Source organism: Azospirillum canadense, assembly GCF_025961225.1.
Classification (GTDB): Bacteria; Pseudomonadota; Alphaproteobacteria; order Azospirillales; family Azospirillaceae; genus Azospirillum; species Azospirillum canadense.
The window spans coordinates 119,071-143,746 of record NZ_JAOQNG010000007.1 but is presented as its reverse complement, the minus strand read 5'-3'; the positions used below and the strand labels follow the sequence as shown (position 1 = coordinate 143,746).

Below are 24,676 nucleotides of genomic sequence, written 5' to 3'. Positions count from 1 at the left end.
CGAAACGCAGGGAGTGCCTTCATGACCAGAGTGGGTATCGTCGGCGCCGGCCTGATCGGCCGCGCCTGGGCCATCGTCTTCGCGCGGGGCGGTTGCGAGGTCCGGCTGGTCGACACCAGCTATGACACCGCGCAAGCCGCACTCGGCCTGATCCGCACGGGCCTGCGCGACCTCGCCGACGCCGGCCTGCTGGACGAGCCGCCGGAGCGCATTCTCAGCCGCATCGCCATGGGCGCCGACCTCGCCGAGACGGTTGGCACGGCGGATTACGTGCAGGAGAACCTGCCGGAGCGGCTGGACCTCAAGCGCACGATCTTCGCGGAGCTGGACCGGCTGGCCCCCGCCGGCGCGATCCTCGCCAGCTCCACCTCCGCCATTCCCGGCTCCTCCTTCACGGAGGATCTGGCCGGGCGCGGGCGCTGCCTCGTGGCGCATCCGGTCAACCCGCCGCACCTCGTGCCGCTGGTGGAGCTGTGCCGCACGCCCTGGACCTCCGACGAGGCGGTCGCGCGCGCCCGCGCGCTGATGGAGCAGGTCGGGCAGGTTCCCGTGACAGTGGAGCGGGAGGTGGAGGGCTTCGTCCTGAACCGGCTGCAAGGCGCGCTGCTGAACGAGGCGCTGCGGCTGGTCGCGCACGGCTACGTCTCGCCGGAGGATCTGGACCGCACGGTGCGCGACGGGCTGGGGCTGCGCTGGTCCTTCATGGGGCCGTTCGAGACCATCGACCTCAACGCGCCGCAGGGGGTGGCCGACTACGCCGCCCGCTACGGCGGCTTCTACGACCGGCTGGCCGCGCAACCGCTGCCGGACGCGGGATGGGGTCACCCGGTGGTGGCGCGCATCGACGCCGACCGCCGCGCCGCCCTGCCCACCGACGCGCTGACCGCCCGCCAACTGTGGCGCGACCGCCGCCTGATGGGCCTGCTCGCCCACAAGAAGGACCGCGCCGCGCACGACGAATGAGTGCGGCGAATGAATAAGGAGAATTTGATGCTGGGAGCACAGGGAATGGATTTCGGCCTGTCCGGGCGGCGCGTGCTGGTCACCGCCGGGGCGGCGGGCATCGGGCGCGCGATCGCCGACGGCTTCATCGCCGCGGGTGCGCGCGTCCATGTCTGCGACATCTCCGACGAGGCGCTGGGCGACTTCCGCGCCACGCACCCGGACCACAGCGCCACCCGCACCGACGTCGCCGACCGCGCCTCGATCGACGCGCTGTTCGACGAGGTGTACGGCCTGTGGGGCGGGCTGGACGTGCTGATCAACAACGCCGGCATCGCCGGCCCGACCGCCCCGGTGGAGGAGATCGCCGACCCCGACTGGCACCGTACCATCGCCGTCAACCTCGACAGCCATTTCTATGCGCTGACCCGCGCCGTGCCGATGCTGAAGGCGACGAACGACGGCTGCATCGTCGCACTGTCCTCCATCGCCGGGCGGCTCGGTTACGCCTACCGCCTGCCTTACGCCGCAACGAAGTGGGCGGTGGTCGGCATGGTGAAGAGCCTCGCCATCGAATTGGGCTCGGCCGGAATCCGGGTGAACGCGGTGCTGCCGGGCGTGGTGCAGGGCCCGCGCATCCAAGCGGTAATCGCCGCCCGCGCCGCCACGCTGGGCGTCACCCACGAGACCATGGAGGCGGAATACCGCGGCAAGGCCTCGCTCGACCGCATGGTGACGGCCGAGGACATCGCCAACACCATCCTGTTCCTGTGCTCCAACGCGGGCCGAAACATCAGCGGGCAGGCCATCAGCGTCGACGGCAACGTCGTCGCGCTCTGACGAAAAATCCAGGGAAGGAAACAGCCATGGCTTCGAAAAGCGGCCGCAAGGTCATCGTCACCTGTGCGGTGACCGGCGCCATCCACACCCCCTCCATGTCGCCGCACCTGCCGGTCACCCCGGACGAGATCGCGGAGAACGCCATCGCCGCGGCGGAGGCCGGCGCCACGGTCATCCACCTGCACGCCCGCGACCCGCAGACCGGCCGGCCCACGCAGGATCCGGCGGCCTTCCAGGAGTTCCTGCCGCGCATCAAGCAGAACACGGCGGCGGTGATCAACCTGACCACCGGCGGCAGCCCGCACATGAGCATCGAGGAGCGCCTGCGCCCCGCCTCCCACTTCAAGCCGGAGGTGGCGTCGCTCAACATGGGCTCCATGAACTTCGGCCTGTTCCCCATGCTGGACCGCTTCCAGACCTTCCAGCACGAGTGGGAGCGCCAGCACCTGGAGAACAGCCGCGACCTGGTCTTCAAGAACACCTTCAAGGACATCGAGCACATCTTGAAGACCTGCTCCGGCAACGGCACGCGCTTCGAGTTCGAGTGCTACGACATCTCGCACCTCTACAACCTCGCGCACTTCCTGGATCGCAAGCTGGTGACGCCGCCGCTGTTCGTGCAGTCGGTGTTCGGCATCCTCGGCGGCATCGGCCCTCATCCGGAGGATGTGATGCACATGAGGCGCACCGCCGACCGCCTGTTCGGCGACCAGTATGTCTGGTCGGTGCTCGGCGCCGGGCGCAACCAGATGCCGGTGGCCTCCATGTCGCTGGCGCTGGGCGGCAACGTGCGCGTCGGGCTGGAGGACAGCCTGTGGGCCGGCCCAGGGCGCCTCGCCACCTCCAACGCGGAGCAGGTGCGCATCGTCCGCTCCCTCATCGAAGGCCTGTCACTGGAGGTCGCGACACCGGAGGAAGCCCGCGCCATGCTCAGCCTGAAGGGTGGGCACAACGTGAATTTCTAAAGCGAACTAACGTTCGCTTTAGAATCACATGGCCTCACTTGCCGGCCGGGCTTCGGCCGCACGTGCGGCCGGGACCGCCGTCGCGGTCCAAAGCGGATTGTAATCCGCTTTGACGCTTCAGGCAGGCGCAGCGGCGCACCAGTCGCGCCACAGGTCGCGATAGGCCGCCTCCAGGTTACGGGCGAAGCGCGGCCCGTCGCACAGGGGCGAGGCGGACATCCGGCCGCGCAGCCCCGCGCGCAGCGCCGCCAGCGCGGGCAGGTCGCCCGCCAGCCCCGCCGCGATGTCGAGATAGGCGTCCGGGGTCGGCGCGATCAACGCCGCCAGCCCCGCCGCGGTCAGATGCCCAACGGAATGCCGGGCGCAGAACCGGTCACCGCCGCCCCGCGTCACCACGGGCACGCCCATCCAGAGCGCCTCCAGCGTCGTCAGCCCGCCGGAATAGGGGAAGGGGTCGAGCGCCACGTCGACGCGGTTGTACCAGGCCGGGAAATCGAAATGCGGCGCGCTGCCCGACAGATCCACGCGCGCCGGGTCTCCGCCCAGCGCCGCGAACTCCGCCAGCAGGCCGGCCCGCACTCCCGCGTCGTCGAACTGGTGCGTCTTCAGCAGCAGGCGGGCCTGCGGAACGCGGTCGAGCAGCCGCGCCCACAGGGCCAGCACCGGCCCGGACAGCTTGATCCGGTTGTTGAAGCAGCCGAAGGTGACGAAGCCGTTGGCGAGCGCCGGCAGCGGCCCAACCTCCGGCGCCTGCTCGCGCGGCAGGACGCAGACATAATCGTCGGGCAGGCGCACCACCCGTTCCACCGCCGTGTCCTCGCTGCCGGGCGGCATGTGGCGCGCGCAGGCGATCAGCGCGTCCATGGCCGACAGCCCGGTCGTGCCGACATAGCCGGCCCAGGTCGCCTGCACCGGCGCCGGCTTGCGCGCGAACAGCGGCAGCCGGTTGCCGCTGGTGTGGCCGGCCAGATCGACCAGGATGTCGATGCCGTCGGCGGCGACCAGCGCCGCGGCCGCGTCGTCGTCCATGCCGAGGATCGACCGCCACTGGTCGGCCGCCGCGCGCAGCCGCCGCGTCATCCCGTCCTCGCGCGCCTTGGCGGAATAGCAGAACACCTCCACCGCCGCCCGGTCGTGGGCCGGCAGGACGGGCGCCAGGAAATAGCCGACGGGATGGTAGCCGAAATCGGCTGACACATAGCCGATCCGCAGCCGCCGCTCCGGATCGGGCGCGTTGGGGTGGCACCAGCCCGGCCGCGGCGCCCAGGGCCGCCCGTGCCGCGCGTCCCACGCCCGGTGCTCCGCCAGGAGGTCGGCGGGCCCGACGCGGTCACTGTACTGCAGGGACAGCAGCAGGTTGGAATGCAGGTCAGCGCGGGCCGGAGCGAGTGCTGCGGAGCGCCGGTTCTGGCGGACGCCGTCCTCCACCGCCCCGAAATCCTGCAGGACGATCGCGCGGTTGACCAAGGCGTTGAGCAGCGCGGGGTCGAGCGCCATCGCGCGGTCGCAGGCGTCCCGCCCCGCGGCGATGCGCCCCGTCCGCCGCAGCATGCCGCCGAGGAACGACCACGCCTCGGCGTCGCCGGGAACCACGCGGACCACCCGACGCAGCGCGGCCACGGCCTCCCCCGGCCGGTCGAGCGTTTCCAGCGCCGCCGCCAGATTGTACAGCGCGTCCGGCCGCTCCGGGGCGAGCGCCACCGCGGCGCGGGCGTGCCGCAGCGCCGCATCCGGTTGGCCGAGGTCGCGCAGCGCCAGCGCCAGATTGCCATGGGCCTCGACCTGCGCCGGCCGCAGTGCCGCCGCGCGGCGGAACGCGTCGGCGCTGTCCGCATGCCGGGCCGCGCGCCGCAGGCGCAGGCCATGCTCAATCCAAGCCTCGACGTCGTCCGAGTTCAGCCACAAAAGCCGTTGATAAAGCCGCAACGCCTCCTCCCCTCGGCCGAGCCCCGCCATGGAAAGCCCCAGTCCGTTCCAGGCGTCGGCGCGCTCCGGCGCCACCATGACGGCCCGGCGATAGGCTTCCACCGCGTCCGCGCCTTGGCCGGCCGCACGGAAGGCGTTGGCGAGGTTGACCTGGAAATCGGGGACTAACGGATTCTGCCGGACCGCCCGCCGCAGCAGCGGCACGGCCTCATCCAGCCGACCGGTCTGGGCGCACAGGACGCCGTGAAGGTGAAGCGCGTGCGGGTTGTCGGCGTCGACGTCGAGGATGCGGCCATAGAGAATGTCCGCTTCCGCGAAACGCCCGGCCATATGGTGGTCGAGCGCAAGGGCCAGCGCTTCCTCAACCGTCGCCATCGGGCCGTCCTTGTCCTGTAGGCACGGCCCCTCTTATCGGCTGCCGCCAAGCAAGGCAAGCGGCTGTTTAACCCTCTCCCCGGAGGGGAGAGGGAACTACTCCGCGCCTACCCGCCGCTCTCCAGCCGTTTCGGGTTGCTCACCGCCAAACGCGCCCGCGTGATCTCCATCAGCACCGGCCGCAGGGCCGCCTGCCGGTCGGGCGCGTCGAAGGCCCCCGCGTCGATGGACGCGCACAGGCGCGGCAGCAGCGTGGCCAAATCGCCCTGCTCATTCAGCAACGCGCCGACCGCGGCGGCCAGCGCCGGCTCCTTCGCTGTGCCAGCCTCCAATTCCCGCTCCGCGATGCCCAGCGCGCTGGCGATCATCAGCGCGGCGAAGCGCTGCTCCGCCGGCACCGCCGGCAGGACCGTCTCGCGGAAGGTGCGGAGCGCGATGGCGACAAGGTCGCGGGCGTCGGGATCGTCGTTGATCATGCGTGGCCTCCCGCCTCCGCCACGGCGTCCAAATGCCGCAGCAGGTCCATCTCGATCTCCGGCAGCATCCGGCCGGTGAGTGCCAGTTCCAGCGACGGCTCGGCGCCCGAACTGTGCCGTTCCCCCTGCTGCACCGCCACCGCGGCCCAGCGCAGGATCCCCGCCGCCTCCCAATAGGCGACGGCGGTCGGATCAACCCGGCGTCCGGATACCTCTTCATAGCCGGCGTAGAAATCGGCCCGGTCGGCGATGCCGCCCGCCTCGCGGTCGGGGCGCCCGAACCGCCAGCAGGCGGCGCAGAACCAGCCGATATCCTCCATCGGATCGGACCAGCCCGCGAACTCCCAGTCGATGATCGCGGTCAGCCGCTCACCATCGACCATGTAGTTGCCGGTGCGGAAGTCGCGGTGGCACAGCACCAGTTCCCCGGCGGGCGGGGCGTTCAGTGTCAGCCAGCGCAGGCCCAGCGCCAGCACCGGATCGGTGGCAGCGCGCTCCCCCATCCAGGCCCGGCAATCGGCGACGAGCTGGAGCGCGGGGCTCGGCGCCGGCGTCGGCAGGAAGCCCAGGTCCGCCCGCCCCGGCCGCACCGAGTGGATCAGGCCGAGCTGCCGGCCGAGCTTGCGGGCGAGATCCCGGCGCGGCGCCTCGCTCTTCACCATGCGGTGCCCCGCGGCCACGCCGCCGACCCGCCGCATGACGTAGAAGGGCGCGCCGAGGATCGCCGGGTCGTCCCCGACGAACAGCGGTTCCGGCACCGCCACGCCCGCGTCGAACACCGCGCGCAGCACCGCCGCCTCCTCCGCCTTGCCCAGGCTGGCCGACACGCCGGACGGCGCACCGGTGCGCAGCACGCAGGCATGGCGCCCGGCCAGCGGACCGCCGTCGATGTCCAGCGTGACGGCGAGGTTCAGGGAGATGGCGCCGCCGCTCAGCCGCCCCTCGTCGGTCACCGTCACGCCCCGCGCATCGGCCTGCCCAGCCAGCCACCGTTCCAGGGCGTCCTTGCGCTCGGCGGAAAGACCGGACGCGCCGCTCACGACCAGCTCCAGAAGCCGTCGCCCTCGGCCAGGTAGTTGCGGCTCAGCACCATCTTGTGCACCTCCGACGCGCCGTCGACCAGCTTGGCCTGACGGGCGTAGCGGTAGATCCACTCCAGCACCGTGTCCTTGGAATAGCCGCGCGCGCCGCACAGCTGGATGGCCGTGTCCACCGCCTTGAACAGCGTGTCGGCCACCTGCACCTTAGCCATCGAGACTTCCTTGCGGGCGTAGCTGCCGTGGTCGAGCGCGTGAGCGGCCTTCATGGTCAGCAGCCGGCCGATCTCGATCTGCATCGCCGCCTCGCCCAGCATCCACTGCACGCCCTCATGCTCGGCCAGCGGGATGCCGAAGCTTTCACGCTCCTTCACATAGGCGCCGGCGATCTCCAGGCAGCGCTTGGCCAGCCCGGTCCAGCGCATGCAGTGGGTCAGCCGCGCCGGGCCGAGGCGAATCTGGGTGACCTTCAGCCCGTCGCCAACGTTCATCACCACGTTCTCGTCGGGGATTTCCAGCCCGTCGAAGATCAGTTCGCAGTGGCCGCCGTGCTCCTCCGGCCCCATGATCGGGATGCGGCGCTCGATGCGCCAGCCCGGCTGGTCCCGGTCGAACAGGAAGGCGGTCAGCCCCTTGCGCTTGTCGTCCGACGTGCGCGCCATCAGGATGAAGTGCTGCGCCGCGTCCGCCCCAGTGATGAACCACTTCCTGCCCGTGACCACCCAGCGGTCGCCCTTGCGCTCTGCTTTCGTCTTCATCATCGAGGGGTCGGAGCCGCCGCCGGGGTGCGGCTCCGTCATCGCGAAGGCGCTGCGCACGCGCCCCTCCACGATCGGCATCAGCCAGCGTTCCTTCTGCGCCGGCGTGCCGACCATGCTGAGCAGGCGCATGTTGCCGTCGTCCGGAGCGGCGCCGTTGAAGCAGACCGGCCCGAAGATGGAGCGGTTCATCTCCTCGTAGCAGGCGGCGACACCGACCATCGGCAGCCCGTGCCCGCCCAGCTCCTTTGGCACCTGAAGCGACCAGAGCCCGGCGGCCTTCACCTTGGCGCGGAGGGTCTCCAGCGCCGCGTCGGTGATGTTCTCGTGCTCGTCCCAGTTGGCACGGTCGGCCTCGACGGGAAGGATCTCCTCCTCGACGAAGGCGCGGACGCGGCGCCGGTAATCCTCGATCTCCGGGGACAGGGTGAAGTCCATGGGGTGTGCCTTTATTCTCGGGGGCGGTTTGTTCTTACAGCGACGACACCATGTGCCCGCCGTCCACGGTCAGCATCGACCCGGTCATGTAGGACCCGGCGTCGGAGCACAGCAGGAGGAGCGGCACGTCCAACTCGTCCAACCGGCCGAGGCGGCGCTGCGGGATGCGCTTGATCAAGGTCTTGCCGGCGTCGGTGGCGAAGAAGTCCGAGTTCAACTCGGTTTCCAGATAGCCCGGGCACAGCGCGTTGACGCGGATGTTGTGGCGCGCCAGCTCCAGCGCCATTGCGCGGGTCAGCTGAACCAGCCCGCCCTTGGACGCGATGTAGGACGACACCTGCCCCGCCACCCGCAGCCCGAGGATGGAGGCGATGTTGACGATCGCCCCGCCGGTTCCGTCGTCGCGCATGCGCCGGGCCACGGCGCGGGCAACGCGGGCGCAGCCGGTCAGGTTGGTGTCGACCACGCGCTCCCACTCCTCCTCCTCCATGTCGAGGAAGGGGCGGGTGATGGTGACGCCGGCGTTGTTGACCAGGATGTCGATCCGGCCCAGCGCCGCGGCCGCCTCCGCGACGCCGTCGCGCACGGAGTCCGGGTCGGTGACGTCCATGGCGACGGTGACGGCGCTGCCGCCCGCCACCCCGATGGATGCTTCGATGGCCGCGCGCGTGTCCGCCAGCGCGTCGGTTCGCCGGGCGGCCAGCGCCACCCGCGCGCCGGCCCGCGCCAGCACGCCCGCGAAATGCCGGCCCAGCCCGCTGGACGCCCCGGTGACGAGCGCGGTCTTCCCGTTGAGGTCGATGGTGACGCTCATGCCCCCTCCCTTGGAATTCTTGCTTTGCCGCGTTGTGCGTCGACCATCATACGCCAGGATCGCGTCCTGACGTCACGCCCCGGCCACCTGATCGCGCAGCACCCGCTTGGTGACCTTGCCGTTGGCGTTGCGCGGCAGCGACTCGCCGAGCATCGTCACATAGTCGGGCACCTTGTATTCGGCGAGGCTGGCCCGGCAGAAGTCCCGCACCTCCCCCTCCGTCAGGGCGCCCGACTTCGAGATCACGAAGACGTGGATCTTCTCACCCAGCACCGGGTCGGGGTGGGCGACCACCGCGGCCTCCACCACGTCGGGGTGGCGGACCAGCAGGTTCTCGACCTCGACGCTGTAGATCTTGTGGCCGCCGCGGTTGATGACGTCGTTCTTGCGGTCGAACAGCCGCAGATAGCCCTGGGCGTCCAGCGCGCCGATGTCGCCGGACCGCCAATAGCCGTCGACGAAGCTGTCGCGCGTCGCTTCCTCGCGGTTCCAATAACCGCGGATCGTCATGGGGCCGCGGATCCACACCTCCCCGCTCACGCCGGGCGGGCATTCGCGGCCCTGCTCGTCGACGATCCGCAGGTCGCCGCAAGGCACGCACATGCCGACCGAATCCAGGCAGGCGCGGGTGTGGCCGATCGGAACCACGGAGATGATCGTGGCGCATTCGGTGGCACCGTAGGCGTTCAGCAGGTGCAGGTCCGGCAGCCGCTGCGCCATCGCCTCCACCGTCGCCTCGGGCATCGGCGCGCCGCCGAAGCCGCCGATCCGCCAGGCCGACAGGTCGTAGCGGGTGAAGTCGCCGCGCAGCAGGCAGAGGTTGTACATGGCCGGCACCAGGATGGTGGTGGTCATGCGCTCCCGGCTCGCTAGGGTGAGGAACCCGTCGACATCGAAGGCCGGCATCAGGACGATGCAGCCGGCGACGCGGATCATCGACATGACGACGGCGACCAGCCCCGTGACGTGGGAGGCCGGAACCGCAAGCACCGTCCGCTCACCCTCGCCGTAATCCCAGCATTCCTCGAAATGCATGGCGGAATGGACGATGTTCACATGGGCCAGCAGGGCACCCTTCGGCTTGCCGGTGGTGCCGGAGGTGTAGAGCATGACGGCGGTGTCTTCCTCCCGCTGCGGCGCCGTGGCGACCGGCGCGTCGCTCTCGCCGTCCAGCAGGGCTTCGAGGGATTGGTTGCCCTCCGCACCGCCGCCGACCGACAGACGCAGTGCCAGCGACGGCACCTCCTCCGCCGAGGGCATGCGCTCGGCCAGCGACGCCTCGAACACCAGCCCGGAGGCACCGCAGTCCTGGAGTATGGCCGCGATGCCCGGCCGCTGTTCCCGCGCGCCGACCGGCACCGCGACGATGCCGGCGCGCGCCGCGGCCAGCAGCGCCAGCAGGAACTCCGCCCGGTTGTGCAGGATGATCGCCATGCGATCGCCCGGCCGCAGGCCGCGCGCCAGCAGCGCGCCGGCCACGCGCGTCACCTGGGCGTCGAGGTCGCGATAGGTGAACCGCCGCTCGCCGTCCACCACCGCCTCCCCATCGGGGCGGCGGGCGACCGCCGCGCGGAACATCGCGTCGATGGTGGGCGGACGCTCGCTGTAGCACGGCACGAAACGCGTTCCAAAAAGCAGCTCACGCCGTTTGGCGGCGCCCGATCCGTCCGGCCAAGCCATGCCGATCCTCCCCCACTGCTTTGTTGCTGATTTGGTTGGCGACCGCTGCCGCATTGCACTTGTCGCTCTTCCAAAAATAATGTCATCCTGTGAACTGAGTGTCAACAGACGTCACAGTTTGCCACCACAACAATGGTTGGCAACAATAGCCGGCGGCGGCCGCCCGACCGGCCCGATCCAGGGAGCAGACGCATGCCCACCCCCCATTACGTCACCACCGCAGAGGGCCAGTTGCGCGTCTGGCGCAGCGGTTCCGGCCCCGATCTCCTGGTCCTGCCGGGCCTGATCACCGCCGCCTCCGTCTGCGCGGACACGCTGTCCCGCGCCCTGCCTGGCTGGACGGTCACCGCGGTGGAACTGCCGGGCACCGGCGGGTCCGCGGCGGTGTGGGCGGAGGATGTGCCCGCGCTCGCCCGGCGGATCGCCGACGCGGCGAACGCGCTCGGTCTGCCCCCCTGCCCGCTGCTGGCCTTCGACCTCGCCGCCCCGTTGGCCTTGGCCGTGACGGAACCATGGACGCCCGATGGCGTCCTGCTGGTCGGCGTGGAGGTCGCGGAGGGCTGGGCCGTGCGCGGCCTGCGCCCGGCGCCGCTCACGGTGCGCGACGACGGCACCCATCTGGCCGTGCTGTGGGCCCATCTGCGCGACGCCCATGTGCTCGACCCGCGCGATCCCCACCGTCCGGCCGCGCAAGGCGCGCCCCTGCCCGATCCGGCGGCGCTCGACGCCATGCTCCGCACCGCCGCCACGGCGCCAGAGCGCTACGAGGCGCTGTGGAGCCTGTGCATCGACGCCATGCCCACGGTCACGGCCGTCGGCAACGCGCAACGGTTCACCGGTGTGGAAGCGCTCGGCGACGCGCTGGCTCCCGCCGCATCCGGCCGTCCGGCGAGCCGGCCGCTGCCGCCAACCCGTCCCTTCGCGGACCCCGCGGCGGTCTGGCACGACTACGTCGATACGCCGCAGGGGCGCGTCCATCTGCGCCGCGCCGGGCGCGGTCGGCCGCTGCTCGCCCTGCAATCCGCGCCGGGCTCGTCGGCGCCGCTGCTTCCGCTGCTGCACGGGCTGGCGGATGGACGAGAGGTCATCGCCCCCGACTATCTCGGCAACGGCGATTCCGACAAGCCGGAGCGGGAGGTCGACATCGGCGTGCTTGCCGACGACGCACTCGCCGTCGCCGACGCGCTGGGCCTCGAATCGTTTGATCTGTGGGGCACCCATACCGGGGCGCTGGTGGCGCTGGAACTGACCGTGCGCCATCCCGAACGGATCGGCCGCGTGGTGCTGGAAGCCCCCGTGCTGATCCCGCCGAGCTTCAGCGCGGACATCCTCGACCATTACTTCCCCGCCCTCCGCCCGGACCGCTGGGGCCTGCACCTGCTGCACGCCTGGAACATGCGGCGCGACATGTTCCTGTTCTGGCCGTGGTACCGGCAGCAGCGCGACGCCGTCCGCTCCATCGGCGTGCCCGACGCGGCGGTGCTGCACGCCTGGACGATGGGGCTACTGTCCAGCGGGTCGCATTACGACCGCTCCTACCGTGCCGCCTTCCGCTACGACACGCGCGCGCGCCTGCCGCGGCTGACCCGCCCAGCCCTGATCTGCGCCGGCCCGGCCGACATGCTGGTCGAAGGTCTGGCCGAAGCGAAGCAACTGGCTCCCGCCGGCACCCAGGTGACCGGCACTCCGGCGACCGTCTGGTACCCCGCGCAAGGCGACAAGGCTGTGCGCCAGACGATCGCCCTCTATGACGCCTTCCTGCGCGGCAACCCGGTTGCGCCGGCCTGAGCCCCCAAAACGAACCGCGTGCCACAGCGTGACACGCGGGTTCCGTTTCACCGTTGCTTCAGTCCCCCAGCGCCGACTGCGCGCGGGCGGCCCGGTGCAGCGGCGGGACGGAATGGGAGTAGAGGCTGGCGGAAATCTCCCGCACCGCGCCGCGCAGTTCCTCCAGGAAGGCGGGCTGGCCATTGCGCACGATGTGCGGAGTCAGGCCGGTCAGGCTGACCGCAGCGATCATCCGGCCGTCCGGGTCGAACAGCGGCATGGCGATGGCCGCCAGCCCTTCGATGACGTCGTCGACCGCGATCGACCAGCCGCGCTCCCGCACCTCCGCCAACTCCTTCATCAGGGCGCCGGGGTCGGTGGTGGTGAAGGGGGTCAGGCGCGTGGTGCCGCGGTCCAGCACCCGCCCCACCTCGTCCTCCGGCAGGTAGGCCAGCAGCACGCGCGGCGCCGCCCCGCAATTCATCGGCAGTTGCCCGCCGACGATCCACCAGCGCACCTCCACCGAGCGGTCGCTGTGGAACTGGTCCAGGCAGACCGCCGAACCGTCGTGGTAGACCGACAGGAACACCGTGCTGCCCGTGGCCTTGGCCAGCCGCGACAGGATGCCGGAGGCGAGTTGGCGCAGATCGCGCCGCTCCGGCACGGCGCCGGCCAGCTTCAGGATCTCCAGCCCCAGGCTGTATTTCTGGCTCTGCGCGTCGAACACCGCGAACCCGTCCTGCACCAGGGTGAGGAGGATGCGCCGCGCCGTCCCCTTGTCGAGCTTCGCAGCCCCCGCGACCTCGGTCAGCGAGAGCGAGGGACCCTCCTGGTAAAAGCTGCGCAGCACCGCCAGAGCGCGCGACACGGCGCGGACGCTGAGGCCGTTCTTCTCCGTTCCCTGGTCCGTTCCCTGCCCCGATCCCTGGAAGTCGTCCTGTTCGCTGTCCATACGTCAAAGCCCCTTGTGAATGTCCCCGTTTTCGTGCCCCGGCAGGGGAGCAACCGACCGGGCTCTTCCCGCCCCGGTAGGATGAGGGTTCGACACGCCGTCCCGCAAGCTGAACCCAATCTACCCGCAGCACGCGTGTCCGTCGAGCGCGTCGTGTCAAACCATGACACCTATTTTGCCTGTTGACACGATGCCGGGCAAATGGTTTCCTTTGCCAACAAACAAAATAAAGCGGCCGCACTGCCGCGGCGCTCCCTGACCAGTCGCACTGAGCAGGAACGAGGGGAAGAGACATGCACACCATCGCCATGGGTGCGTTCACGGTCACGCGGATCGAGGAAATGCTGACGCCGGGCTTCGACCCCGCGTTCCTCTTTCCCGCCTACGACGAGGCGATCTTCGCCGAGAATCCCGATCTGGCCGAACCGAATTTCCTCGACCCGGCGTCGCGGCGCCTGATGTCGAGCATGCATTCCTGGCTGATCCGCACCGACCGCCACGTGATCCTGATCGACACCGGCTGCGGCAACGGCAAGGAACGGCACACGCCGGGCTTCGAGCGCTTCCACATGCTGGACAAGCCCTACCTCCAGCGCCTCGCCGAAGCCGGCGTCCGGCCGGAGGAGGTGACGCTGGTCATCAACACCCACCTGCACATCGACCATGTCGGCTGGAACACGCAGCTGGTGGACGGCCGCTGGGTCCCGACCTTCCCCAACGCGCGCTACATCTACGGCGCGCAGGAGTGGGAGCACTGGCGCTCGCCCACCGGCGGGCTCGTCGGCATGCCGGGCAACGGGCCGGTGATGGAGGACAGCGTGCTTCCGGTCTGGGAGGCCGGGCAGGTCGAACTGATCGACGACGGCGACCGCATCCTGGACGGGCTGTCCGTGGAGCTGGCGCCGGGCCACACCGCCGGGCAGATGTTCGTCCGGCTGGAGTCCGACCGCCACGCCGCCTACTTCACCGGCGACTGCCTGCACCAGCCGATGCAGGTGCGCCGGCCGGACTGGAACAGCCGCTTCTGCGAGGACCAGGCGCAGGCCGTGGCGACGCGCCGCCGCCTGCTGGACCACGCCGCCGACCGCGGCGCGCTGGTCTTCCCCGCCCATTTCGGCGCGCCCCACACGGGCCATGTGCGCCGCCGCGGCGAGGAGTTCGTGTTCGAGCCGCTGACCGAAACGGTCTGACGGCCAGCGATTGACGGCCACCGATTGACGGGCGGTCCACCGCCCCAGACGCAGAGAGACACGCCATGAGCATCGCCGCCCTCGAAGGCACGGCCACCCTGCTGGACGCCCTGCGCGCAGCGCTCGGCCCCGACGGTCTGCTGGATGACGAGAAGAGCCGCAACTACTACGCCAACGACGTCTTCTGGCAGCCGGGCATCCCGCCGCTCGCCATCGCCCTGCCCCGCAGCCGGGAGGAGGTCGCCGCCACCGTCCGCGCCGCGCACCAGGCCGGGGTGGCGGTCGTGCCGCGCGGCGGTGGCATGTCCTACACCAAGGGGTACCTGCCGAAGCGGCCGGACTCGGTCGTCATCGACGGGCGCCGCCTGAACCGCATCCTCGACCTCAACACCGACAGCATGTACGTGACGGTGGAGACCGGCTGCACCTGGGCCGCGCTGAACGAGGCGCTGGAGGGCACCGGCCTGCGCACCGGCTATTGGGGGCCGCTGTCCGGCATCAACGCCACCATCGGCGGCGCCCTGTCGCAGGGCAGCGCCTTCTTCGGCTCCGCGCTGAACGGCACGGTGGCGGAAACGGTGCTGGGCGTCACGGTGGTGCTGGCCGACGGGCGCGTGGTCACCACCGGGTCGGGCGGCCGCGTCGGCACCAAGCCCTTCACGCGCTCCGGCGGCCCCGACCTGACCGGGCTGTTCCTGGGCGACAACGGGGCGATGGGCATGAAGGTCGCGGCGACGCTGCGCCTCAACCCGCGCCCGGAGCATGTCGACTTCCTGTCCTTCGGCTTCGCCACCATGCAGGCGATGGCCGCGGCGCAAACTGAGATGGCCCGCACCCGTTGCGTGTCGGAAGGCTTCGGCATCGACCGCACGAAGGTCGAGCATTCGGCCAGCGTCAACAAGCTGTCCGACGGGCTGAAGACGCTGGGCAACGTCGCCAAGGCGGGCAAGTCGCTGTTCCAGGGCGCCAAGGACGCGCTGAGCGTCGCGACCAGCGGCACCGCCTTCCTGAAGGCGCACAATTTCACCCTGCACCTCGTCGTGGAGGGCCGCAGCCCCACCCAGCTGCGGGAATCCATGGAGACGCTGCGCGCCATCGGTGCCCGCCACGGCACGGAGATCGAGAACAGCGTGCCGAAGGTGATGCGCTCCAAGCCCTTCGGGCCGGTGCGCGGCATGCTGGGGCGGGAGGGCCAGCGCTGGGTCCCCATCCACGCCCTGTTCCCGCTGGGCGAGGCCGATAAGGTCGTTGCCGCCAACGACGCCTTCTTCGCGGAGAAGCGCGCCTTCATGGAGCAGCACGGCATCGTCTACTCCGTCATGACCATGACGGTCGGCAACGACTTCTTCCTGGAGCCGGCCTTCTATTGGGAGGACGAGATCACCCCGCTGCACGCCGCCAGCTTGGGCGAGGAGGTGGTGCGCCCCTGGATGGGACGACCGGCCAACCCCGCCGCGCGCAACGCGGTGGCGGAGCTGCGCCGCGGCACGCAGGAACTCTACGCGAGCCTCGGCGGCGTCAGCTGGCAGGTCGCCCGCGACTATCCCTTCCGCGAAATCCTGACCCCTGAGACCTGGTCGCTGCTGGAAGACGTGAAGCGCGCCGTCGATCCGCAGGGCCTGATGAACCCCGGTTCGCTCGGCCTCGGCGCCTGATCGCCGGCCGCCCCGGAACGGAGACTGACCCCCATGGGCTATACCATCACCGAGAAGATCCTGGCGCGCGCCGCCGGCCTGCCGTCGGTCCGCGCCGGCCAGGACATCAAGGCGAAGCCGGACTTCGTGCTCGCCTACGACTTTCCCGGCTACACCGACGTCTATTTCAAGACGATGAAGGAGGATTTCGGCATCGAGCGCGTCGCCGAGCCGGAACGCTTCGGCATCTTCATCGACCACATGGTGCCGACCGCCACCGCCAAGGAAGAGGAGCTGCACATCAACACCCGCACCTGGTGCGCGGAAAACAATGTGCCCCTGTTCGAACGCCGCGGCATCGGCCACCAGGTCTCGGCGGAGGTCGGCTACGCCACGCCGGGCGCCTTCGTCGTGCATTTCGACGGCCACGTCAGCCAGCTCGGCACCTTCGGCACGCTCGCCATCGGCCTGCGCCGCAACGTGATGGAAGCCTTCGTCAGCGACACCGTGTCCATCCGCGTGCCGCACACCGTGCGGGTCAACCTGCACGGCACCCTGCGGCCCGGCGTGATGGCGCGCGACGTCTTCCACCATCTGGTCCGCACGCTCGGCCCCAGCTCCTGCCGGTTCCAGGTTCTGGAGATCGGCGGGCCGGCGGTGGCGGCGATGTCGACGGAGGGGCTGCAGACCATCACCGGGCTCGCCATGTTCACCGGCGCGCTGACCGCCATCGTCAACCCCGACCCGGTGCGGCTCGACTACGCCCTGCCCCGCGCCCGCAAGAAGCTCGACCCGGTGACGAGCGACCCGGACGCGCAATACTCCGCGGTCCACGACATCGACCTGTCGCAGCTTGAACCCATCGTCGTCGTCCCGCCGACCCCGGCCGACACCCGCGATTTGACGGAGTTCCTGGGGCTGGAAATCAACGCCGGCTATCTGGGATCCTGCGCGTCGGGCCGGCTGGAGGACATGCGCGCTGCGGCGCGGGTGCTGAGCGGCCGTCAGGTCAAGAGCGGCGTGTCCCTGCACATTGTCCCGACCAGCCAGGAACTGATGGCCGCGGCGGCGCGCGAGGGGCTGATCGCCACGCTGGTGGAAGCCGGCGCCTTCGTGTCCTCCCCCAGCTGCGACTACTGCTTCGGCCGCATCGCGACGATGACCGCCAACCAGCGCGCGGTGTCCACCGGCACGCTGAACGTGCGCGGCCGCATGGGCAGCCCGGATTCGGAGATTTACCTCTGCAACGCTGCGGTCGTCGCCGCCTCCGCCATCGAGGGCCGGATCGCCGATCCGCGCCCCTACCTCTGAGGTCCGCCATGGCGCTGAAAAATCTGCGCGGCCGCGTCGCCTTCATCTTCGAGCAGGTCGACTTCGACGTCGACCAGATCGTCGGCGTCAAGAACATCAAGATCACCGACGTGGAGGAACTGGCCAAGGTCGCCATGCAGGAATACGACCTGGATTTCGCCGCCCAGGTGCGGCCGGGCGACCTGCTGGTGGGGGCCGGCAACTTCGGCTACGGGCACCCGCACTACCCGCCGATGAAGGCCATGCGCCATCTCGGCATCACCGGGGTCATCGCCGAATCCTTCTCCCCCGGCTATTGGCGCGGCGAAGTGAGCATGGGCTTCCCGCAGGTGAGCTGCCCGGGGATCCTCGGTTTCGTCCGGCGCTGGGACGAGGTGGAGGTGGACTGGGCCGCTGGCGTGGTCCGCAACCACAGCCAGGGCACCGAAATCCCCTTCGAATCGCTGCCGCAGGCGGACGCCGAGATGATCGAGGCCGGCGGCCTCGTTCCTTTCTTGAAGCGCCAGGCGGCCCAACAACACGAGCAAAAGGAACACGCGCATGTCCGTTCGGGGTCCTGAGTTCCGCAACCGGGTTCTGGCGCAGAAGACCGTCTGGTCGGCCGGCGCCTACGACGCCCTGTCCGCCCGCTTCATCGAGGCGGCCGGCTTCGACGCGCTGATGACGTCGGGCTTCGGCGTCTCCGCCTCCTTCCTCGGGCAGCCGGACGCCGAGCTGTACACCATGTCGGAAAACCTGACGGTGGTGCGCAACGTCGTCTCCGCCGTCAAGGTGCCGGTCATCGCCGATATCGACACCGGCTACGGCAACGCCATCAACGTCATGCGCACGATCCGCGAGTTCGAGGCGGCCGGCGTGTCCGCGGTCATCATGGAAGACCAGGTGGCGCCCAAGCGCTGCCCGATCTGCGTCGGCGGGGTCGAGGTGATCCCGATGGACGAGGGCATCGCCAAGATCGAGGCGGCGGTCGCCGCCCGGCGCGATCCCAACATGCTGATCATCGCCCGCACCGACGTGGTCGACCCGGCCGCGGCGATGGAGCGCGGGCGCGCCTACGTTGCGGCCGGCGCCGACATGATCCAACCGATCAGCAAATGCTTCAAGGACATCGACGGGCTGCGCGCGATGCGCGAGGCCTGCGGCGTTCCGCTGTCGCTGCAGCTTCTGGGCTGGCTGGAGCGCTTGTCCGCGGCCGAGGTCGAGGAGGTGGCCGGCATGGCGACCTACGCGCTGGTGCCGCTGATGACCGTCACGGCGGCGCTGAAGGAGAATCTGGCCGCGCTGGCCGAACGCCGCTCCACCCGCGACCTGCCGCGCCCGGTCACCGATCACAACCAGTTCGTCGATTTCATCGGCTTCCCGGAAATCGAGGAGCTGCAAAAGCGTTACCTGAAGACCGCGTGACAAAACCAACCATAAACAAAGATCGGAGGAGGAAACCATGTTCGGAAGGCGCACACTTCTCGCCACGGCGGCGGCTCTGGCCCTGGCCATTCCCATGTTCGGCGGCCTCGGCGGCGCCAAGGCGCAGCAGCCGCCGGTTCGCATCGCCGTCATCGGCCCGATGAGCGGGACGGGCGCCTTCGACGGCCAGCTCGGCCTGGAGGGCGCACAGGCGATGGCGGCGGTGATCAACGCCAAGGGCGGCGTCGCCGGCGGCCGCAAGATCGAGCTGCTGACCTACGACGACAAGGGCTCGCCGGAAGAAGGCGTCAGCGCGGCCAAGCGCGCGATGGAGCAGGACAACGTCGACCTGATCATCGGCGGCTGGTTCAGTGCGGTCGCGCTGTCGCTGAAGGAAGCGACGCGGGACAAGATCGTCACCGTGATGACCAGCTCCCAGCACCCGAAGGTGACGGAGGAAGGGCACAAGTACCTGTTCCGCCTCAACGCCACCTCGGCCATGATGTCGGACTTCTACTCCAAGGCGATCTGCGAGCGGATTAAGCCGAAGTCGGTCGCCTTCATGAACGTCAACGACGACTGGGGCCGGCTGGATCTGGAGAACTACACCAAGCTGCTGACCAACTGCGGGATCGAGATCAAGGGTCACGAGTTCTACAACCGGACCGACACGGACTTCAACACGGCGCTGACCAAGCTGAAGGCGCTGAACCCCGACGCGATCTACGTCGCGGCGATCAACACCTCGCAGGGTGCGACCATCTACCGGCAGATCCGGCAGATCGGCTACCGCGGCAAGGTCATCGCGTCGGCCGGCAACATGAACCCGAAGCTGGTGGAACTGTCCGGCAATTCGCTTGAGAACGTCTATTCCGCCACCCCCTTCACCGAGGACAACGGCGCGCCGACGATGAAGCCGTGGCTGGAGGAATACCGCAAGTCCTTCAAGAACGAGCCGTCCTTCATCGCCTCGCTGGGCGCTCAGGCGGTCGAGGTGCTGGCCTTCGGCGTCAATGCCGCCGGCGATCCGCGCGCCTACGACAAGATCGCCGCCGCCATGAAGGCGCAGCCCGTCCCGACGGTGTTGGGCGAGGTGCGCTTCTCCGATCAGGGCCAGGCGACCCAGACGATCCATCTGGTCCAGGTCCAGAAGAAGCAGATCGTCAGCGTCCGCGACTGACGGGTTCCGTTCCTCCGCCAGTCCCCTCTCCCCCCCTGGGGAGAGGGTTAGGGTGAGGGGGATGCGTTGCGATGCTTCGACAAAGGTCCGGCCCGTGCCCCCTCACCCCGACCCTCTCCCCGGGGGGAGAGGGGGATATCGGCCACCCGTTAAAGGTTGAACCTCCATGGATGTCACCGTCTTCGCCCAGCAGATCGCGAACGGCCTGGTCAACGGGATGGCCTATGTGCTCATCGCCACCGGGCTGACGCTGGTCTTCGGGGTGCTGCGCATCGTGAACTTCGCCCATGGCGAGTTCTACATGCTCGGCGCCTACATCACCTATTTCGTCGGCACCCTGCTCGGCATCGACTATCTGGCCGCGGCGGCCATCGCTGCCGTCGTTGTGGCAGCGCTCGGCATCGCGGCGAACAAGCTGATCTTCTGGCCGCTGCGCCGCGACCACGAGTTCACCATTCTGCTGTCCAGCCTCGGGCTGGCGCTGCTGATCTCCAACGGCGGCGAGCTGCTGTTCGGCGCGGACCCGAAATACGTCGACAGCCCCTTCGCGGACGAGGTGCTGGACATCGGCGCAATCACCCTGACGCAGCAGCGCGTGCTGGTCTTCGCGGCGGCCGTGGTGGCGCTGATCGGGGTGTATCTGTTCCTGCGCTACTCGCGCTTCGGCAAGATGATGCGGGCGACGGCGCAGAATCCGGACGGCGCGGCGCTGACCGGCATCAACATCAAGCTGGTGCACGGCTACACCTTCGCGCTGGCCTGCGGGCTGGCGGCGCTGGCCGGCGCGCTGGTCGGCCCGACCGTGATGATCTTCCCGACCATCGGCAACTGGGCGGTGCTGAAGGGCTTCATTGTGGTCATCATGGGCGGTCTCGGCAGCGTCACCGGCGCGCTGTTCGCCGGCTTGCTGCTCGGCGTCATCGAATCGCTGGGCGGCGGCTACATCTCGCTGGGCTTCATGGAGGCGATCGGCTACGCGATGATCATCGTGGTCCTGCTGTGGCGCCCCAACGGCCTGTTCAGCACGGCGCGGGGGCTGCGATGAGCACGAATTCCATGGGACACACTGTTGGTATGGCGGGCGGCGTCGCGGCGCTGTGCGTCCTGCCCTTCCTGGCGGGCAACGCCTATCTGGAACACCTGCTGGCGCTGTGGATGCTCTACGCGCTGCTGGCGCTCAGCCTCAACATCGTCATCGGCTACCTGGGCGAGCTGACCTTCGGCCACGCCGCCTTCGTCGGCGTCGGCGCCTACACCTCCGCCCTGCTCAGCACGCAGCTCGGTCTGCCGCCGCTGTTGGGACTGCCGCTGGCGGCGGTCGCGGCGGCCCTGTTCGGGCTGGTGATCGGCTACGCCGCGCTGCGCGTGGTCGGGCCGCAGTTCACCATCCTGACGCTGGGCTTCGGCTCCATCCTCTACACCATCACCAACAACTGGGTGGACCTGACGCGCGGGCCCATGGGCATCTCCGACATCCCGCCCATGGCAATCGGTCCGATGACCTTCACCAGCGCGCGGGAGACCTATTTCCTGATCCTGGCGCTGGTTCTGGCCGTGGGCTTCCTCTGCCACGCGCTGGTCAACAGCCGCACCGGCCGCGCCTTCCTGGCGGTGCGGGAGAACGCGCCGCTGGCCGCCTCGCTCGGCATCAACGTCTTCCACACCAAGCTTCTGGGCTTCGTCGTCGCCACCGCCATCGCCGGCCTCGGCGGCGCCATCTACGCCCACTACATCAAGGTCATCACGCCGGACATCATGGGCGTGCAGAACGTCGCGGCGCTGATCATCGTCGTGATCATCGGCGGGCGCGGCACCATCGTCGGCCCGATCCTCGGCGCGCTCGTCTACATCGGCCTGCTGGAGGCGCTGCGCGTCGCCGGGCCGCTGCGCATGGTGATCTTCGCCGCCTTGCTGACGGGCACCGTGGTCTTCCTGCCCGGCGGGCTGGTCAGCCTGTGGCAGCGCTGGCGCACCACCCACAAGGCGGACAACAACCTGCCCGCTGGCAACGGCGTCCCGAGCGCCGAGGGAGGAGCGGAATGAACGGAACCTCGATGAACGCAACCTCCATGAACGGCGCCGAAATCCTCGCGGTGCAGGGCCTGACCCGCATCTTCGGCGGCCTGACCGCGGTGCGCGACGTCGACATGACCGTGCGGACCGGGGAGGTGGTCGGGCTGATCGGGCCGAACGGGGCCGGCAAGACCACCCTGTTCAACATGCTCGGCGGGTCAATGCCACCGTCCTCCGGGACCATCCGCTTCGACGGGACCGACTGCACCGGCGCCCCGCCGCACGTCATGGGCCAGCGCGGCGTGTCGCGCACCTTCCAGATCACCAGCCTGTTCCCCAGCCTGACGGTGCTGGACAACGTGCGCAGCGCCGCCTACCGCACCACGACCGCCGGCTGGGGAGCCGCCATCCTGCGCACCGCCGCCTTCCGCCGGCAGGAGGCGGAGCTGAAGCGCAAGGCGCTTGACCTGCTGGCCTTCTGCGACCTGGAAGACCGGGCCGACACGCTGGCCGACGCGCTGTCTTACGGCGAACAGCGCCGGCTGGAGATCGCCATCGCGCTGGCGGCTGAGCCGCGGCTCCTCCTGCTGGACGAGCCCGCCGCCGGCATGAACCCGGAGGAAGGCCAGCGGCTGGTCGAGATGATCCGCCGCATCCGGGAGCGCGGCGTCACCGTGCTTCTGGTGGAGCACCACATGCGCATCGTCGCCAGCGTCTGCGACCGTCTGGTCGTGCTCGACCACGGGGTGAAGATCGCCGAAGGGCCGCCGGCCCAGGTGCTGAACGACCCCGAGGTGATCCGCGTGTATCTGGGACGGGAGCCGGTCGATGCTTAAGGTCGAGAATCTGAAGGTCCGCTACGGCCACCGGGAGGCGGTCCATTCCGTGTCGCTGACCGTCGCGGACGGCGAGATCGTCACGCTGGTCGGCTCCAACGGCGCCGGCAAGACGACGACGCTGAAGGCGATTTCCGGCCTGCTGCGCGCGTCGGGCGGCACGATCACCTTCAATGGGGAGCGCATCGACCATCTGGCGCCGCACCAGATCATCGAGCGCGGCCTCGTCCATGTGCCGGAAGGCCGCAAGCTGTTCGCGGACATGACGGTGCTGGAGCATCTGGAACTGGGCGCCCTGCGCGGCCGGTCCGGCAGCACCGGCTTCAACGAGCGCCTGCGCTGGGTGTACGAGCTGTTCCCGATCCTCGCCGAACGCCGCACCCAGAAGGCCGGCACCATGAGCGGCGGGCAGCAGCAGCTGGTGGCGATCGCGCGCGGGCTGATGGCCAACCCGAAATGCCTGATGCTGGACGAACCGACGCTGGGGCTGGCGCCGATCATCGTCGACCAGCTGGCCGACACCATCAAGCAGCTGCACGGCTCCGGCATCACCATCCTGCTGGTGGAACAGCGGGTCGACCTCGCCCTGCGGCTGGCCGACCGGGCCTATGTGCTGGAAACCGGACGGGTGGTGATGGAGGACGCGGCCCACACGCTGGCCGCCGACCCGCGCGTCAAGTCCGCCTATCTCGGGCTTTGATCCGTGGCGGACATCGTCGCGGATCTCGAATCCGTCGTCGGCGCCGCGCAAGTCCTGCGCGACGCCGGCGACACCGAACCGTTCCTGGCGGACTGGCGCGGCCGCTACCGCGGCACGGCGCTCTGCGTCGTGCGCCCGGCCAGCACGGCGGAGGTGGCCGCCGTCGTCCGCCTCTGCGCCGAACACCGCGTGCCGCTGGTGCCCCAGGGCGGCAACACCGGGGTTGTCGGCGGCGCCATCCCGGACGCGTCCGGGCGTTCCGTCGTTCTGTCCCTGTCCCGAATGAACCAAATCCGCGCGCTGGACCGGCATGACGGCGCCATCACCGTCGACGCCGGCTGCACGCTCGCCCAGGTGCAGCGCGCCGCGGAGGACGCCGACCGGCTGTTCCCCATGAGCCTGGGCAGCGAGGGCAGCTGCCAGATCGGCGGCAACATCGCGACCAACGCCGGCGGCACCGCCGTCCTGCGCTATGGCACCATGCGCGAACTTGTCCTGGGTCTGGAGGTGGTTCTGCCCGACGGAACGGTGTGGGATGGCCTGCGCACCCTGCGCAAGGACAACACCGGCTACGCGCTGAAGCATTTGTTCATCGGTGCCGAGGGGACGCTCGGCATCATCACCGGCGCCGCACTGAAGCTGTTCGCCCGGCCGAAGGCGTCGGCGACGGCGCTGCTGGCCCTGCCGGAACTCGACGCGGCGCTGGAGGTCTTCGCACGCCTGCGCGAAACCTTCGGGGAGCGCGTCACCACGGCGGAGATCCTGTCGGAAAGCCAGTTGGCCGGCGTGCTCGCCCATGTGCCGGGCACCGTCCGTCCACTGCACACAGCCGCCCCCTGGTACCTGCTGGTCGAGGTCACCGACACGCTCGCTGATTCGAACTTGAGCGAGGCCCTGGAAGGCGCGCTGGAAGAGGCCATGACCACCGGTCTCATCACCGACGCGACCGTCGCCCGCAGCGGCGCCCAGGCCGCCGCGCTGTGGAAGCTGCGCCACAGCGTGTCGGAGGCGAACCGCAAGAGCGGGGTCGTCATCGGCCACGACACAGCGGTGCCCATTTCCAAAATCCCCGACTTCGTGACGCGGGCAACGGCGGAGGTCGAGGCGTTGCGGCCAGACGCGCGGATCGTCGCCGTGGGCCACATCGGCGATGGCAACATCCATCTCGTGGTCATCCTGCCCGAGGCCCTGCGGACGGCGGGGGAACCGCTGGAACCCATCGCGCGCGCGATCAACGACGCCGTGCACCGGCAGGCCGTCGCGCTCGGCGGCACCATCAGCGCGGAGCACGGCATCGGCCAGAGCCTCCGCGCCCCACTCGCCGCGTTCAAGGGACCGGCGGAGATGGAGCTGATGCGGGGCATCAAGCGCCTCTTCGACCCGCTGGGCATCCTGAACCCGGGCAAGGTGCTGTAGGGCGGACGGGCCGTATCCGGGC

General features: G+C 69.8%; 22 protein-coding genes. 15 read left to right on the top strand and 7 right to left on the bottom strand.

The annotated features are described in order from the left end of the window. Positions 1 to 21 precede the first annotated feature (21 nt). The 3 genes from M2351_RS28455 to M2351_RS28445 are packed head-to-tail and all read left to right on the top strand — an operon-like array spanning position 22 to position 2,747. Complete coding sequence (locus tag M2351_RS28455; protein WP_264659400.1) at positions 22 to 963, top strand: 3-hydroxyacyl-CoA dehydrogenase; 942 nt, start codon at positions 22 to 24, stop codon at positions 961 to 963. A 27-nt stretch (positions 964 to 990) separates the two neighbouring features. Beyond that, complete coding sequence (locus tag M2351_RS28450) at positions 991 to 1,782, top strand: SDR family oxidoreductase (protein WP_264659399.1); 792 nt, start codon at positions 991 to 993, stop codon at positions 1,780 to 1,782. Between the two features lie 26 nt (positions 1,783 to 1,808). After that, positions 1,809 to 2,747 (top strand): BKACE family enzyme, encoded by a 939-nt coding sequence (locus M2351_RS28445; RefSeq protein ID WP_264659398.1) that lies wholly within the window; start codon positions 1,809 to 1,811, stop codon positions 2,745 to 2,747. A 117-nt stretch (positions 2,748 to 2,864) separates the two neighbouring features. Here M2351_RS28445 and M2351_RS28440 read toward each other — a convergent pair whose 3' ends face one another. The 6 genes from M2351_RS28440 to M2351_RS28415 form a co-directional block, all read right to left on the bottom strand. Beyond that, on the bottom strand, positions 2,865 to 5,048 hold the full coding sequence (locus tag M2351_RS28440) for a tetratricopeptide repeat protein (RefSeq protein WP_264659397.1): 2,184 nt from the start codon (positions 5,046 to 5,048) through the stop codon (positions 2,865 to 2,867). A 107-nt stretch (positions 5,049 to 5,155) separates the two neighbouring features. After that, a complete protein-coding gene (locus M2351_RS28435) occupies positions 5,156 to 5,524 on the bottom strand; it encodes a DUF6285 domain-containing protein (RefSeq protein WP_264659396.1) in 369 nt (122 codons plus the stop codon). Next, positions 5,521 to 6,564: a phosphotransferase family protein gene (locus M2351_RS28430; protein WP_264659395.1), complete on the bottom strand. Its 1,044-nt coding sequence runs from the start codon at positions 6,562 to 6,564 to the stop codon at positions 5,521 to 5,523. The genes M2351_RS28435 and M2351_RS28430 overlap by 4 nt, the downstream gene beginning before the upstream one ends. Next, positions 6,561 to 7,757, bottom strand: coding sequence for an acyl-CoA dehydrogenase family protein (locus tag M2351_RS28425; protein WP_264659394.1), 1,197 nt, complete (start codon positions 7,755 to 7,757; stop codon positions 6,561 to 6,563). Before M2351_RS28425 ends, M2351_RS28430 begins: the two co-directional genes overlap by 4 nt. 34 nt (positions 7,758 to 7,791) lie before the next feature. After that, positions 7,792 to 8,571 carry an SDR family NAD(P)-dependent oxidoreductase gene (locus tag M2351_RS28420; protein WP_264659393.1) on the bottom strand — a complete coding sequence of 260 codons (780 nt, stop codon included), beginning with the start codon at positions 8,569 to 8,571 and terminating at the stop codon, positions 7,792 to 7,794. A 72-nt stretch (positions 8,572 to 8,643) separates the two neighbouring features. Next, the gene (locus M2351_RS28415; protein ID WP_264659392.1) at positions 8,644 to 10,251 is read right to left on the bottom strand and encodes a class I adenylate-forming enzyme family protein; all 1,608 of its coding nucleotides are present in this window, start codon (positions 10,249 to 10,251) and stop codon (positions 8,644 to 8,646) included. A gap of 192 nt (positions 10,252 to 10,443) precedes the next feature. Here M2351_RS28415 and M2351_RS28410 point away from each other — a divergent pair, with 192 nt between their 5' ends. Then, positions 10,444 to 12,039 carry an alpha/beta fold hydrolase gene (locus M2351_RS28410; RefSeq protein ID WP_264659391.1) on the top strand — a complete coding sequence of 532 codons (1,596 nt, stop codon included), beginning with the start codon at positions 10,444 to 10,446 and terminating at the stop codon, positions 12,037 to 12,039. 58 nt (positions 12,040 to 12,097) lie between these two features. On the opposite strand, the gene M2351_RS28405 is transcribed toward M2351_RS28410, so the two are convergent. After that, positions 12,098 to 12,970 (bottom strand): IclR family transcriptional regulator, encoded by an 873-nt coding sequence (locus M2351_RS28405; RefSeq protein ID WP_264659390.1) that lies wholly within the window; start codon positions 12,968 to 12,970, stop codon positions 12,098 to 12,100. Positions 12,971 to 13,263: 293 nt separating this feature from the next. On the opposite strand from M2351_RS28405, the gene M2351_RS28400 reads away from it, so the two are divergent. The 11 genes from M2351_RS28400 to M2351_RS28350 all read left to right on the top strand — a co-directional run bounded on the left by M2351_RS28400 (position 13,264) and on the right by M2351_RS28350 (position 24,654). Beyond that, entirely contained in the window at positions 13,264 to 14,160 is an 897-nt protein-coding gene (locus tag M2351_RS28400; protein WP_264659389.1) for an MBL fold metallo-hydrolase, read from the top strand. Positions 14,161 to 14,225: 65 nt separating this feature from the next. Continuing rightward, positions 14,226 to 15,815 (top strand): FAD-binding oxidoreductase, encoded by a 1,590-nt coding sequence (locus M2351_RS28395; protein WP_264659388.1) that lies wholly within the window; start codon positions 14,226 to 14,228, stop codon positions 15,813 to 15,815. A gap of 33 nt (positions 15,816 to 15,848) precedes the next feature. Beyond that, a complete protein-coding gene (locus M2351_RS28390) occupies positions 15,849 to 17,105 on the top strand; it encodes a 3-isopropylmalate dehydratase large subunit (protein WP_264659387.1) in 1,257 nt (418 codons plus the stop codon). An 8-nt stretch (positions 17,106 to 17,113) separates the two neighbouring features. Further along, positions 17,114 to 17,665 (top strand): 3-isopropylmalate dehydratase small subunit, encoded by a 552-nt coding sequence (locus tag M2351_RS28385; RefSeq protein ID WP_264659386.1) that lies wholly within the window; start codon positions 17,114 to 17,116, stop codon positions 17,663 to 17,665. Next, positions 17,646 to 18,509 carry an isocitrate lyase/PEP mutase family protein gene (locus M2351_RS28380; RefSeq protein ID WP_264659385.1) on the top strand — a complete coding sequence of 288 codons (864 nt, stop codon included), beginning with the start codon at positions 17,646 to 17,648 and terminating at the stop codon, positions 18,507 to 18,509. The genes M2351_RS28385 and M2351_RS28380 overlap by 20 nt, the downstream gene beginning before the upstream one ends. 37 nt (positions 18,510 to 18,546) lie before the next feature. Further along, the gene (locus M2351_RS28375) at positions 18,547 to 19,689 is read left to right on the top strand and encodes an ABC transporter substrate-binding protein (RefSeq protein ID WP_264659384.1); all 1,143 of its coding nucleotides are present in this window, start codon (positions 18,547 to 18,549) and stop codon (positions 19,687 to 19,689) included. A gap of 166 nt (positions 19,690 to 19,855) precedes the next feature. After that, a complete protein-coding gene (locus M2351_RS28370) occupies positions 19,856 to 20,734 on the top strand; it encodes a branched-chain amino acid ABC transporter permease (RefSeq protein ID WP_264659383.1) in 879 nt (292 codons plus the stop codon). After that, on the top strand, positions 20,731 to 21,732 hold the full coding sequence (locus M2351_RS28365; RefSeq protein ID WP_264659382.1) for a branched-chain amino acid ABC transporter permease: 1,002 nt from the start codon (positions 20,731 to 20,733) through the stop codon (positions 21,730 to 21,732). The genes M2351_RS28370 and M2351_RS28365 overlap by 4 nt, the downstream gene beginning before the upstream one ends. Then, the gene (locus M2351_RS28360) at positions 21,729 to 22,538 is read left to right on the top strand and encodes an ABC transporter ATP-binding protein (RefSeq protein ID WP_264659381.1); all 810 of its coding nucleotides are present in this window, start codon (positions 21,729 to 21,731) and stop codon (positions 22,536 to 22,538) included. The genes M2351_RS28365 and M2351_RS28360 overlap by 4 nt, the downstream gene beginning before the upstream one ends. Then, positions 22,531 to 23,238 carry an ABC transporter ATP-binding protein gene (locus M2351_RS28355; RefSeq protein WP_264659380.1) on the top strand — a complete coding sequence of 236 codons (708 nt, stop codon included), beginning with the start codon at positions 22,531 to 22,533 and terminating at the stop codon, positions 23,236 to 23,238. The genes M2351_RS28360 and M2351_RS28355 overlap by 8 nt, the downstream gene beginning before the upstream one ends. 3 nt (positions 23,239 to 23,241) lie before the next feature. After that, positions 23,242 to 24,654 carry an FAD-binding oxidoreductase gene (locus M2351_RS28350; RefSeq protein WP_264659379.1) on the top strand — a complete coding sequence of 471 codons (1,413 nt, stop codon included), beginning with the start codon at positions 23,242 to 23,244 and terminating at the stop codon, positions 24,652 to 24,654. The last annotated feature ends 22 nt before the right edge of the window (positions 24,655 to 24,676 follow it).